9 protein-coding genes, 1 pseudogene and 1 riboswitch are annotated in these 12,563 nt (G+C 73.0%); of the genes and pseudogenes, 5 read left to right on the top strand and 5 right to left on the bottom strand.

Annotated elements, in window-relative coordinates; genetic code table 11:
* Positions 1–3 precede the first annotated feature (3 nt).
* Together ACFZCY_RS02025 and ACFZCY_RS02020 are read right to left on the bottom strand one after the other, a co-directional pair.
* Entirely contained in the window at positions 4–678 is a 675-nt protein-coding gene (locus ACFZCY_RS02025) for a LytR C-terminal domain-containing protein (protein WP_391168637.1), read from the bottom strand.
* Positions 679–792: 114 nt separating this feature from the next.
* Positions 793–1,089: a type II toxin-antitoxin system VapB family antitoxin gene (locus ACFZCY_RS02020; RefSeq protein WP_009716657.1), complete on the bottom strand. Its 297-nt coding sequence runs from the start codon at positions 1,087–1,089 to the stop codon at positions 793–795.
* A 165-nt stretch (positions 1,090–1,254) separates the two neighbouring features.
* Positions 1,255–1,426: riboswitch (TPP riboswitch) on the top strand.
* Positions 1,427–1,484: 58 nt separating this feature from the next.
* Between ACFZCY_RS02020 and ACFZCY_RS02015 the strand changes: the two genes are divergently transcribed.
* Entirely contained in the window at positions 1,485–2,978 is a 1,494-nt protein-coding gene (locus ACFZCY_RS02015; protein ID WP_391168635.1) for a DUF2867 domain-containing protein, read from the top strand.
* On the opposite strand, the gene ACFZCY_RS02010 is transcribed toward ACFZCY_RS02015, so the two are convergent.
* From ACFZCY_RS02010 to ACFZCY_RS02000, 3 genes are all read right to left on the bottom strand, one after another.
* Positions 2,975–4,222, bottom strand: coding sequence for a cytochrome P450 (locus tag ACFZCY_RS02010; protein ID WP_391168634.1), 1,248 nt, complete (start codon positions 4,220–4,222; stop codon positions 2,975–2,977). The two genes, ACFZCY_RS02015 and ACFZCY_RS02010, sit on opposite strands and share 4 nt — an antisense overlap.
* 75 nt (positions 4,223–4,297) lie before the next feature.
* Positions 4,298–5,692, bottom strand: a complete 1,395-nt coding sequence (locus tag ACFZCY_RS02005; RefSeq protein WP_391168632.1) for an FAD-dependent oxidoreductase — start codon at positions 5,690–5,692, stop codon at positions 4,298–4,300.
* Complete coding sequence (locus ACFZCY_RS02000) at positions 5,682–5,891, bottom strand: ferredoxin (RefSeq protein ID WP_391168631.1); 210 nt, start codon at positions 5,889–5,891, stop codon at positions 5,682–5,684. Before ACFZCY_RS02000 ends, ACFZCY_RS02005 begins: the two co-directional genes overlap by 11 nt.
* Positions 5,892–6,208: 317 nt before the next feature.
* On the opposite strand from ACFZCY_RS02000, the gene ACFZCY_RS01995 reads away from it, so the two are divergent.
* The 4 genes and pseudogenes from ACFZCY_RS01995 to ACFZCY_RS01980 all read left to right on the top strand — a co-directional run bounded on the left by ACFZCY_RS01995 (position 6,209) and on the right by ACFZCY_RS01980 (position 11,839).
* A complete protein-coding gene (locus tag ACFZCY_RS01995; RefSeq protein ID WP_391168630.1) occupies positions 6,209–7,453 on the top strand; it encodes an acyltransferase family protein in 1,245 nt (414 codons plus the stop codon).
* A gap of 194 nt (positions 7,454–7,647) precedes the next feature.
* A pseudogene (locus ACFZCY_RS01990) lies at positions 7,648–9,937 on the top strand (germacradienol/geosmin synthase).
* A 139-nt stretch (positions 9,938–10,076) separates the two neighbouring features.
* Positions 10,077–10,301 carry a hypothetical protein gene (locus ACFZCY_RS01985; RefSeq protein WP_361476899.1) on the top strand — a complete coding sequence of 75 codons (225 nt, stop codon included), beginning with the start codon at positions 10,077–10,079 and terminating at the stop codon, positions 10,299–10,301.
* Positions 10,298–11,839, top strand: coding sequence for a sodium:solute symporter (locus ACFZCY_RS01980; RefSeq protein ID WP_391168628.1), 1,542 nt, complete (start codon positions 10,298–10,300; stop codon positions 11,837–11,839). Before ACFZCY_RS01985 ends, ACFZCY_RS01980 begins: the two co-directional genes overlap by 4 nt.
* The last annotated feature ends 724 nt before the right edge of the window (positions 11,840–12,563 follow it).

Here is a 12,563-nt window from a genome sequence, read left to right as displayed (position 1 = left end):
CGCTCAGCAGGGCGAGCCCGACGGGCGGGGCGAGGGCTTGGTCAGCGCGGTGAGCGCCTTGTCCGCGTCCTTCTGCCCGACCAGGTCCTTGAACTCCGTGCCGATGATCAGATCGACGTCCTTGCCGCGGCGGGCGTCGTTCTTGGTCTCGGTCCCGGCCAGCTGGGTGCCGAGCACCCGGAAGGCCCCGTCGGCGGAGCCCGGTGCGCCCAGGAGTATCCCCGGCACCTTGACCTTCTTGTCGTACGCGTTCGGGGCGTTTCCCACGTCCCCGATCTTGAAGCCGCGCTTCTTCAGCTCGTCGGCGGTGTCCTTCGCGAGCCCGGAGCGTTTGGTCGCGTTGTAGACGTTGACGGTGATGTCGGAGGGCTTCGGCAGCTTCGCCGCCGCCGTACGGGACGAGGTCCCGGAGCCCCGGTCGCGGCTGCCGCCCTTGCCGGGATCGCGCTTGCAGTCCGCGCTGCCGCGCGCCGCGCGCACCGTGTCGCCGCCCTTGGCGCCGCCGGAGAAGACGTCGATGAGCTGAAGCGTTCCCCAGCCGGCCAGGCCGAGTGCCACGACCGAGCCGAGGGCCGCGAACACCAGGCGACGGCGGCTCCGGGGCCGGCGCATGCGCGGGTAGCGGTCGCCCGTGATGCGGTACTTTCCGCCCATGCCAGGAGGGGTCAGCATGCTCATATGCGCAGCGTAGTGCGGCCTGGTGACGATGCCTACTAAATGATCAATCGTTGGTGTGCAGTCCAACCCGAAAGGGCCAATGCGAGGGCCCGGCCGCGCCTCGTGGGGGCGGGGTCAGTCGAGTTCCAGGACGCGCGCGTGCAGCACCTGGCGCTGCTGGAGCGCGGCGCGCACCGCGCGGTGCAGCCCGTCCTCCAGATAGAGGTCGCCGTCCCACTTCACGACGTGGGCGAAGAGGTCCCCGTAGAACGTCGAGTCCTCGGCGAGCAGCGTCTCCAGGTCGAGCTGCTGCTTCGTCGTGACCAGTTGGTCAAGACGTACCGGGCGTGGGGCGACATCCGCCCACTGGCGGGTGCTTTCCCGGCCGTGGTCGGGGTAGGGCCGACCGTTTCCGATGCGCTTGAAGATCACACGGAAAGCCTACCGGGCAAGCGCCTTCCGGCGCAGCCAAGGCGCGGGAGTACCAGGCCGGGGCCCGGGAAGAGGGCTGTAGGGACGCGCCGATAAAAGGGTGAAAAATTCTTGAAAGGGGACTAGTCGCCCAAGGGGGTCAGGAGTAACCTGAAAAACAGCCTGCGGGGCGAGCGAGGGAGCTCGACCGGAGAGGCGTTCAGGACAGAGGACTTTGGTTCTCCGGAACGTCTCGTTGATGGCCGGGCTGAGAGGCCGGAAGGTCGGGGAGACCGGAAGGCGACCTCCACAACCTGATCCGGACAATGCCGGCGAAGGGAGCCCACCTCGCAGGTTTCGCGCTGTCCGCACCCGGCCCGGTTGCGGGTGGCCCCCGTGCGTTCAAGCATGGCCGCATGCGCTGTCTGGTCACCGGGGCCACCGGATACATCGGCGGCAGGCTCGTCCCCGAGCTGCTGGACGCGGGGTACGCGGTGCGCTGTGTGGTCCGTTCCCCCGGGAAGCTGCGCGATCACCCCTGGGCGGGGCGGGTCGAGATCGTACGCGGCGACGTGACCGACGAGGAGTCCGTCCGGGCGGCCATGGAGGGCGTGGATGTCGCGTACTACCTGGTGCACGCGCTGGGCGGCGGGCCCGGCTTCGAGGAGACCGACCGGCGCTCCGCCCGCGTCTTCGGCGAGTCGGCGCGGGCCGCCGGGGTCCGCCGGATCGTCTACCTCGGCGGGCTGACCCCGGCCGGGGTCCCGGACCGGGACCTCTCTCCCCATCTGCGCTCCCGCGCCGAAGTGGGCCGCGTGCTCCTGGACTCGGGCGTGCCGACCGCGGTGCTCCGGGCCAGTGTGATCATCGGGTCGGGCTCGGCGTCGTTCGAAATGCTGCGCTATCTGACCGAACGGCTACCGCTCATGGTGACCCCGCGCTGGGTGCGCACCCGCACCCAGCCGATCGCCGTCCGCGATGTGCTCCGGCTGCTCGTCGGCTGCGCCGCACTGCCGTACGAGGTGAGCCGGGCCTTCGACATCGGCGGCCCCGACGTCCTCACCTACCGGGACATGATGCGGCGGTACGCGGCCGTCGCCGGGCTGCCCCGGCGCGGCATCCTGCCGGTGCCGGTGCTCAGCCCGCGGCTCTCCAGCCTCTGGGTCGGCCTGATCACCCCGGTCCCCGGCGCCCTCGCGCGGCCCCTCGTGGAGTCCCTGCGGCACGAGGTGGTGTGCGCCGAACGGGACATCAGGCGTTACGTCCCCGACCCGCCGGGCGGCCCCCTCGGCGTGAACCGGGCCCTGGAGCTGGCCCTGCGGCGGATCCGCGAGGCCGACGTGGCCACCCGCTGGTCCTCCGCCGCCACCCCCGGCGCCCCCAGCGACCCGCTGCCCACCGACCCCGACTGGGCGGGCGGCACCCTCTACACCGACCACCGCCGCCGCGCAGTGAACGCCTCCCCGGAGGACGTCTGGCGGGTCGTGGAGGGCATCGGCGGCGAGAACGGCTGGTACGCGTTCCCCCTCGCCTGGGCGCTGCGCGGCTGGATCGACACCCTGATCGGCGGCGTCGGCCTCCGCCGCGGCCGCCGCGACGCGGCCCGGCTGCGGGTCGGGGACAGCCTGGACTTCTGGCGGGTCGAGGAGGTCCTGCCGCCCCGTCTGCTGCGGCTGCGGGCCGAGATGCGGCTGCCGGGGCTGGCGTGGCTGGAGATGCGGGTGGACCGGGACGCGGAGGGCCGGACCGTCTTCCGCCAGCGCGCCGTCTTCCACCCGCGCGGGCTGGCCGGGCACGTCTACTGGTGGGGCGTCTCGCCGTTCCACGCGCTGGTGTTCGGCGGGATGGCCCGCAAGATCGCCGCGAAGTCGGAGTCGACGGCGTCGGCTGTGCCGGGACAGCACGGCTAGCGCACGTCGTCCACGGCGATGGGGAGGTGGCGGGGGCCGCGGAGGACGGCGTTGCGGCGGTAGGGCGGCGGGTCCTCGACGAGCCGGGGGTTCTCCAGTCGCTGGGCCAGCGCGGTCAGCGCCAGCTGGGCCTCCAGGCGGGCCAGCGGGGCGCCGAAGCAGCTGTGGATGCCGCTGCCGAAGCCGAGGTGCTGGTTGTCGCGGCGCTGGGGGTCGAAGCGGTCGGGGTCGAGGAAGCGCTGCGGGTCGCGGTTGCCGGAGGCCAGGACGAGCCAGACGGGGGCGCCCTTGGGGATGGTCACCCCGGCGATGTCGATGTCCGAGAGCGGGGTGCGCTGGGGGAGCAGCTGGACGGGCGGGTCGTAGCGCAGCAGCTCCTCGACCAGGGGGACGGCCAGATGGGGCTTGGCGCGCAGCCGGGCCAGGACGTCGGGGTTGCGGAGCAGGGCGAGCATGCCGTTGGTGATCAGGTTGACGGTGGTCTCGTGGCCCGCGACCAGCAGCAGCGCGGCCGTGCTCAGCAGCTCCGTATGGCTCATCCGGCCGTCCGGGCCGTCCTCGGTGACCAGGGCGGAGAGCATGTCGTCGCCGGGGGAGCGGCGGCGTTCCTCGATCAGTTCGGAGAGGTAGCGGCCGAGTTCGGCGCGCGCCTGGTGGGTGACGCGGCGCCGCGTCGCGGCGTCCTGTTCGGGGTCCGGGTCGAGGCTCGCGGCGAGGGTGTCGGCCCAGGTGTGGAAGCGGGGTTCGTCCTCGCGCGGCACGCCCAGCAGCCGGCAGATGACGGTGACGGGGAAGGGGTACGAGAAGTCGTCGACGAGGTCGACGCGGTCCCGGTCCCGGAAGCCGTCGATCAGTTCGTTGACGATGCGGGACAGCTCGCCGCGCATGGCGTGGATCCGCCGGGGGGTGTGCGGGGGGCCGAAGGGGGTCATGGCCAGGCGGCGCAGCCGGTCGTGTTCGGGCGGGTCGAGCTTGAGGAAGGCGGGCGGCAGCCCGGGGTCGTCCTCCTCGGACTCGCTCTCGGCGTCGGCCGGTTCGCCCGCGGCCCGGGGGTCGAGGTTGCGCGCGTCGGAGCTGATGCGCGGGTCGTGCAGCAGGGCGTGGATCTCCCAGTAGGTGCTGACGATGTACGGGCCGTCCTCCTCGTGCACCACGGGTGTTTTGCGCAGTTCCGCGTAGACCGGGTACGGGTCGGCGCGGTTGGCGTAGTCGGTGATCTTCCGCAGGAGGGGGCCGTGGGCCATGGCGGAGTCCTTCCGGGGATCAGGGCCGGGGATCAGGGACCGGGGAGCGGGCCGGGGATCAGTGGCCGAGGGTGGTCAGACGCGCATGGGGGTGAAGGCGATCCGCCGGTCGGCGGGCGAGTAGCCGCTGAGCGTGACGGTCGGGCCGTGGGTGGGCAGCGTGGGGTCCGGGAAGTCGGCCGGGACCGGCCGCAGCCCTTCGGCGCGGCGGTCGACGGTGGTGAACGGCGGCGGGAAGGGGACGGCGGTCTCGATCAGCCGCTGGTAGAACGCCAGCCACTTGCCCTGGTCGAAGGTGACGGCGGCGATGACGCGCCCCTGGTATCCGTAGACCGCGGTGAAGCGGCGCTCGGCGAGCGACCCCTGGGCGATCAGGACCTCCTCGCCCAGGGACGGCACCCCGACCGACTTGATGTTCACCCCGAACTGGGACGACCAGAAGGCGGGAACCCACAGATGCGGCCGGCGGTCGGCACTCGCGCTGATCATGTTGTGGGCGGCGATCTCGGCCTGGGCGACCGCGTTGCCCCAGTGCTCCAGGGACAGGAACTGGTAGTTGAAGAGGGGGTGCGGGGAGCGGGCGACGTCCCCGGCCACGAAGATGTCGTCGGTGACGATGCCGCGCACGTCGAAGGCGCGGCAGCCCGCGTCGCAGGCGATGCCGCGGGGCCCGGCCCCGAGCCCGGACCCGGCCAGCCATTCGGTGTTGCGGGTGATGCCGAGGGAGACCACCGCCACATCGGCGTCGAGGGCGGTGCCGTCGGACAGATGGGCCCGCCGCAGCCGCCCGGCCGCGTCGCCCTCCAGCGCGGTGACCATGACGCCGCAGCGCAGATCGACGCCGTGGGCGCGCTGCAGGTCGGCGGCGACCGCGCCGAGCACCCCGCCGAGGGCGCCCACCAGGGGGGTGGGGCCGCGTTCGGCGACGGTGACCGGCAGCCCCCGCTCGCGGCAGGCGGAGGCGATCTCCGAGCCGGTGAAGCCCGCGCCGATGACCAGCACCCGGCGCGGTCCGGCCGACAGCCGGCGGTGCAGCGCGGCCGCGTCCTCCCGGCCGCGGAGCACGAAGACGCCGTCCAGCTCGGCCTCCAGGGGGTGCGGCCAGGGCCGGGCGCGCACCCCGGTGGTGATCATGAGCCGGCCGTAGCCGACCTCGTCGCCGTCGGCCAGCCGCACCCGCCCGGCCGTCATGTCCAGCCCGGTGGCGGCGACGCCGAGCCGCCACGTCGCGTCCACCGCGCGGCGCCGGGGCAGCGCGGTGCGGTCGGCGGGGACCCGGCCCAGCAGCACCTGCTTGGACAGCGGCGGCCGGTCGTACGGCTCATGGGGCTCGTCGCCGATCATCGTGAGCGACCCCGCGAACCCCTCCTCGCGCAGTGTCTCGGCGGCCCGCAGCCCGGCCAGCGAGGCGCCCACGATGACGATGCGCCCCTCGCGCCGCAGGGTGTGCGGCGCGCCGTCAGCGGACACCGGACGGGTCCTCGTCGTCGACCAGGATGGCCTGGACCGGGCAGGCCGCCGCCGCGCGCGCCACGTTCTCCCGCTGGGACTCGTCCGCGTGCGGCGTGTAGAGCAGCGCCTCCTCGCCGTGCAGGGCGAAGACGTCGGGGGCGAGGAACGCGCACTGCGCGTATCCCTGGCAGCGGTTGAGATCGACGACAAGCCTCATCGGGGCCCTGCCCTTCGCGCGCCGGGTCGTCGGGTCGCCCCCTCCTGGGCACCAGCATGGGCGAGGCGGCGGGGGTCCGCGCGCACAGCCGGGCCAAAGGGGCGACGGGCGGTTCCCGGCCATGGGGCGGCGGGTGCGGGGGCGCAGTGTGCCAGTGGCGGCGGTGGCGCGAACCGTCGTACGCAAGAGCTGAGCCATTCCGCCCGTGGGCCCGTGGCCGCCACTACTGTGCGTGGAATGTTCCACTCCGCAGCCCTCTCCTCAACCCCACAAAGAGGCGGGATCGCCGCTGTCGGTTCCACGGGGCGGCGTATGTGATGAACGTCTCGTCCTTACGTCGCGCGCGGCGGGCCCCCGCCCCCGCGCCCGCCTCCCCGGCCCCCGTCCCCGCCCTGCCCGCGGCCGCTCCCGCCGCTCCCGCCGCTCCCCCCGCTTCGAAGCAGCGTGACGCGTTCTTCGACAACGCCAAGTACCTGGCCATCGTGCTGGTCGCGATGGGGCATTCCTGGGAACCGCTGCGGGACGGCAGCAGGGCGGCGTCCGCCCTCTACATGTTCGTCTACGCCTTCCACATGCCGGCGTTCATCCTCATCTCCGGCTACTTCTCGCGGAACTTCGACCTCCGGCCGGACCGGCTGAAGCGCCTCCTCACCGGGGTCGTCGTCCCGTACGTGATCTTCGAGACCGTCTACAGCCTCCTCAAGGGCTGGGCGGACGGCGACCTTTCGTACCCGGTCAGCCTGCTCGACCCCTGGTATCTGACCTGGTTCCTGATCGCGCTCTTCGTCTGGCGGATCACCACCCCGGTGTGGCGGATCGCGCGCCATCCGGTGCCGCTCGCGCTCGCGATCGCCGCGCTCGCCTCGTGCTCGCCCGACATCGGCGACGATCTCGACCTCCAGCGCGTGCTGCAGTTCCTGCCCTTCTTCGTGGCCGGAGCGCACATGCGGCCGGAGCACTTCCGGATGGTGCGCCGCCGCGCGGTGCGGCTGCTGGCGGTGCCGGTGACGGCGGCCGCGCTGGTCTTCGCCTACTGGGCGGTGCCGCGCATGAACGCCGGGTGGTTCTACCACCGGGACAGCGCCCAGGAGCTGGGGGCGCCGTGGTGGAGCGGCGTGGTGATGACGTTCGCCCTCTTCGGCTGCTCCATGGTGCTGACCGCGTGCTTCTTCGCCTGGGTGCCCGGGCGGACGATGTGGTTCACCGCGCTCGGCGCCGGAACGCTGTACGGGTACCTGCTGCACGGCCTGCTGATAAAGGGCTCCCACTTCGCGGGCTGGTACGACCAGTCCTGGCTGCACACCCCGGCGGGCGCGATCGTGGTCACGGCGATCGCCGCGGTGGTGGTGACCGCGCTGTGCTCCCCGCTCGTCCAGCGGGTCTTCCGCTTCGCGATGGAGCCCCGGATGGAGTGGGCCTTCCGGCCCGCGAAGGCGGCGGGGCCCGCGAAGGCGGCGGGGCCCGCGAAGGCGGCGGGGCCCGCGAAGGCGGTCGGGCCCGGGACCGCCACGAAGACGGCGCGGGCGGCCATCCCGTCCCAGGCCACCAGATCGCCGCGCTAGTGCGTGAGCCGCCCGTTCCGGCCCCGCCGCGGCCGTCCGTACCGCCGCGGCGGGGCCGGAAACGATCGCACGCTTATGTGACTCGTCGGGCAGTCGGATAGTCCGTCAGGGCCCTGGGTAGAGCCGAGCCGATCAGCCCGGGGGCCCGCTGACGGCCGCGGGCAACCGTCGCACGGAGAGGTCCCGGTGCACCCGTGACACAGCCCTTTCAACTCCCCGACTTCTACACGCCGTACCCGGCGCGGCTGAATCCCCATGTCCAGGCGGCGCGGGAGCACTCCACCCGGTGGGCGCGAGGGATGGGCATGCTCGAAGGCTCCGGGATCTGGGAGCAGAAGGACCTCGACGCCCACGACTACGCCCTGCTGTGCGCCTATACCCACCCCGAATGCTCCGCCGCCGAGCTGGCGCTGATCACGGACTGGTATGTGTGGGTGTTCTTCTTCGACGACCACTTCCTGGAGCGGTTCAAGCGCTCCCAGGACCGGGAGGGCGGCAAGGCGTATCTGGACCGGCTGCCGCTGTTCATGCCGATGGACCCGGCGGCGGCCGGGATGCCGGAGCCGGTCAACCCGGTCGAGGCGGGCCTGAAGGACCTGTGGACGCGGACGGTGCCCACGATGTCGCCGGACTGGCGGGCCCGGTTCCGGGAGTCCACGGAGAATCTGCTGGGCGAATCGCTCTGGGAGCTGTCCAACATCAACGCGGGCCGGACGCCCAACCCGGTGGAGTACATCGAGATGCGCCGCAAGGTCGGCGGCGCCCCGTGGTCGGCGGGGCTCGTGGAGCACGCGGTGGGGGCCGAGGTGCCCGCGGTGGTCGCGGAGTCGCGGCCGCTGCGCGTGCTGCGGGACGCGTTCTCGGACGCGGTGCACCTGCGCAACGACCTGTTCTCGTACCAGCGGGAGATCGAGGAGGAGGGCGAGCTGAGCAACGGGGTGCTGGTCCTGGAGACGTTCCTGGGCTGCACCACCCAGCAGGCGGCGGACGCCGTGAACGACCTGCTCACCTCCCGGCTCCAGCAGTTCGAGAACACCACGTTCACCGAGCTGCCCCCGCTCTTCGCCGAGCACGGTTTGGATGTGGCGGCCCGCGCGAGCGTCATGGCGTACGTCAAGGGGCTCCAGGACTGGCAGTCGGGCGGCCATGAATGGCATATGCGTTCCAGCCGCTACATGAACGGCGGAGGGGCCGGGAGCGCGCCCGCCTGGTCGCCGTTCTCCATCAGCGGGCTCGGCATCAGCGGGCTCGGGGGCAGCGGTCTCGGCGGCAGCGGGCTCGGGGTTTCGGCCGCCGACATTCCGCTCACCACCGGCCGGGCGGAGCGGGCCAGGGCACGCACTTTCAGCCATGTGCCGCATCAGCGGGTCGGGCCGTCCCTGCTGCCGGACTTCTTCCTGCCCTTCACCGCCCGGCTCAGCCCGCATCTGGACCGGGCGCGCCGCAATCTGGTCGAGTGGTCGCACCGTATGGGCATCTTCGGGCCCCAGCCGGGTGTGCCCGACTCGGACGTCTGGGACGAGCGCCGACTGCTCGCCGCCGACCTTCCGCTGTGCGCGGCGGGCATCCACCCGGAGGCGTCCCCCCGGCGAGCTGGACCTGACGTCGGGCTGGCTCGCCTGGGGAACGTACGCGGACGACTACTATCCGCGGGTCTTCGGCCGGAGGCGGGACCTCACCGGCGCCAAGGTGTGCAACGAACGGCTCAAGGCGTTCATGCCGGTCGACGCGGGCCCCACCCCCGCCCCGGTCAGCGGGCTGGAGCGCTCGCTCGCCGACCTGTGGTCGCGTACCGCGGGGACGATGGAGGAGGACGCGCGCCGCGAGTTCCGCACGGCCGTGGAGGACATGCTGGACAGCTGGCTGTGGGAGCTGGCGAACCAGGTGCAGAACCGGATCCCCGACCCGGTCGACTACGTCGAGATGCGCCGCCACACCTTCGGCTCGCAGCTCACCATGAGCCTGTGCCGACTGTCCTACGGGAAGCGCCTCCCGCCCGGGATCTACCGCAGCGGGCCGGTCCGGTCGCTGGAGAACGCCGCCATGGACTACGCCACCCTGCTCAACGACGTCTTCTCGTACCAGAAGGAGATCGAGTTCGAGGACGAGGTCCACAACGGCGTCCTGGTCGTGCAGAACTTCTTCGACTGCGACTACCCGACCGGGGTGGCCATCGTGCATGACCTGATGACGTCGCGGATGCGGCAGTTCCAGCATGTCGCCGCCCATGAGTTCCCGGTGCTGTACGAGGACTTCGGGCTGTCGGCGGAGGGCCGGGCGGCCCTGGAGGGGTATGTGCGCGACCTCCAGGACTGGCTGACCGGGATCCTGACCTGGCACCGGGAGGTCGACCGGTACCGGGAGGAGGAGCTGCGGTACGAGGCCGGGGCACCGCGGCTGCCGCGGCAGCTGTTCGGCCCGACGGGGCTGGGGACGTCGGCCGCGCGGCTTCCGGTGAGCGTGGGCGCGGGCGCGGGCCGGTAGCGGTCAGCCTCTGTGCTCAGGGCCCCGCCTTGTCCCCGCGGACAAGGCGGGGCCGCCGCATGTTGGCCGCCGGTGACGATGCCGGACCGTGGGCGGGTCTGTTGAATGCCGCGCAGTCCCCTCGCGCCCTGGAGGTACCGTGTCGTGGCGCAAACTGCTCGTCCTTCTGCCCGTGGTTCCGGCGCTGGCCCTGCTCGCGTCGGTGTGGCTGCCGTTCGTCAACGCCGAGCGGCTGTGGTTCGGCATGCCCTCGCTGTACGTATGGGTCGGCGCCTGGGTGCTCGCGCTCACCCCGGCGCTGGCCGCCGTCGAGTGGGGGCTGTTCCGGCACCGTGAGCGGGCGACGGCGGGTGAGGGACAGTGAGCGTCGTCCTCGCCGTATCGCTGCTGGGCATGTGCGCCCTCGCCCTCTGCGGTTTCCTCGGCCGCACCGGGCGCTCCGCCGACCTCGCCGAATGGGCCGTCGGACGGCGCAACTTCGGCTCCCTCGCGATGTGGTTCCTCCAGGCGGGCGAGGTGTTCACCACCTTCAGCTTCCTCGGGGTCGCGGGGGTCGCGTACACCGGCGGCAACGCCGCCACGTACGCCGTCGTCTATCTGGCGCTCGCCTTCCTGCTGCTCTACTTCGTCCAGCCCCGGCTGTGGCGGCTGGGCAAGGAGAACGGCTACCTCACCCAGGCCGACTACTTCACCGACCGCTACCGCAGCCCGCTCTTCGGCAAGGTCGTCGCCGTCATCGGGCTGATCTTCCTGCTCCCCTACATCCAGCTCCAGCTCACCGGCCTCGGCATGGTCGTCGGGCTGGCCACGGGCAGCACGGCGTCGGGGCGGCTGAGCATGGTGCTGGCCTCCGTGCTGACGGCGGCCTTCGTGCTGTGGTCCGGCATCCGCGGGCTGAAGAACAGCGCCTACTTCAAGGACGTCCTGACCATCGGCGTCATGGCCGTGCTCGCCGTCGTCATCCCGCTGCACTACGTCGGTGGCGGTGTGGGCGAGGTGTTCCAGCGGGTCCACGAGGCGCAGCCGCAGATGCTGACCGTGCACGGCGGGGCGCAGGACCAGGTGTGGTGGACGACGAGCGTGCTGGTCTCGGCCATCGCGGGCGGGATGATGGCGACGCCGCACCACTGGCCGCCGCTGATGGCCGCGGGCGGGCCGCGGGCGATCCGTACGAACAACGTCTTCATGCCGCTGTACCAGGTCGCGCTGATGATCCCGATCATGGTCGGGCTCACGGGGGTGGTCGTACGGGCCGACGGGGACGGCGACGGGGTGCTGCTCACCCTCGCCCAGGGCGCGCTGCCGGACTGGGCCACCGGGCTCGTCGTGGTCGCCGCCGCGGCCTCGGCGATGGTTCCGGCCGGGGCCATGTGCATCGGCATCTCGACCCTGGTCGCCCAGAACCTGCTGCCCCCGGGCCGGGAGTCGGCCCGGATGCGGGTCAACCACAGCGTCGTCGTCCTGGCCATCGGCCTCGCGCTCGTCCTCGGCATCCTGCGCCCCGGGCTCCTGGCCGACCTGCAGCTCCTCACGGTGAGCGGCTTCATCCAGCTCGTCCCCGGCCTGCTCGCCGCCCTCGGCGGCCGCCGCCTGCTCACCACGCGGGCCGCGCTGGCCGGGCTGGCGGCGGGCGAGGCCGTGGTGACGTGGCTGACGCTGGCCGAGATCGACGTACGGCACGTGAACGCCGGGCTGGTGGGGGTGGCGGTGAACGTGGCGGTGGCGCTGCTGGTGCAGCTGCTCTTCCCTCACCCCGCCCCTTCCCGAACCGGGGACCGGCCCCCGGCCCCCCACCGGGCCCCCGCCCCGGGTGCCTCGGCCCCTGGGCCCCACGGTGCCTCGGCCCCGCACGCCGCCGCGGCCACCGCCCCGCGGAACCCGGACGAATCCCCCCGCGGATAACCGCCCGCTGCGCCCCGATGCCGCCCACCTGCTCCGGAGAAGGCCGCCCGCCACACGCGCGGGCGGCCTTCCCGGCGGCGCCCTGCGCGTGGTGGGGCGTCTGCCGTCGCGGCGGTGCCGGTGTTTCTCCACCCCGCCCCTTCCCGAACCAGGGGCTCCGCCCCTGGACCCCGCCCCGCTGCAACGCGCTGTCGTCCGGCCCGCCGACGGCCGTGCGGCGTGCGCCGCACCGCCGCGGCACGGCGACGCTCACGCCCTTGCGGCCGTCCCCTGCGACGCGACGAGAGCGGTGTGCAGGCCCGCGCGCCGGAACCACCCCGCGCGGGGGCGCCAGGTCCATTGCCCCCGCGCAGGCATGGCCCGACGGGGGGGGAGGGGGCCGGAGGCGCCGTCGGCCGGTCGTGGTCCCGCCGCGCACTCACCCTGCCCCCGGCAGCCGCCTGCCGTTGCGCCGCATCCGCGGGCCGTGGCCACCGCACCACGGCCGCTCCGGTCCCGGGACTCCGGGGCGGCAGCCCCGTGGGTCCAGGGGGCGCCCCCTGGTTCGGGGAAGGGGTGGGGGATCAACCACTTCCGCGTCGCCACCCGGCCGTGTGCTCCCCGCGCCGGGGCCGGATGGCGTTCGGCGCCGGGGGGCTCGGGGCGGAGTCCCCGCGGGGTCCAGGGGCCTGGCCCCTGGTTCGGGGAGGGGCGGGGTGGGGACAATTCGGCAATCTACGAGAGC

The organism is Streptomyces sp. NPDC007983 (assembly GCF_042958345.1).
Taxonomy (GTDB): domain Bacteria; phylum Actinomycetota; class Actinomycetes; order Streptomycetales; family Streptomycetaceae; genus Streptomyces.
Note: the sequence above shows the minus strand (reverse complement) of the source record. Positions and strands in the feature narration are given on the sequence as shown.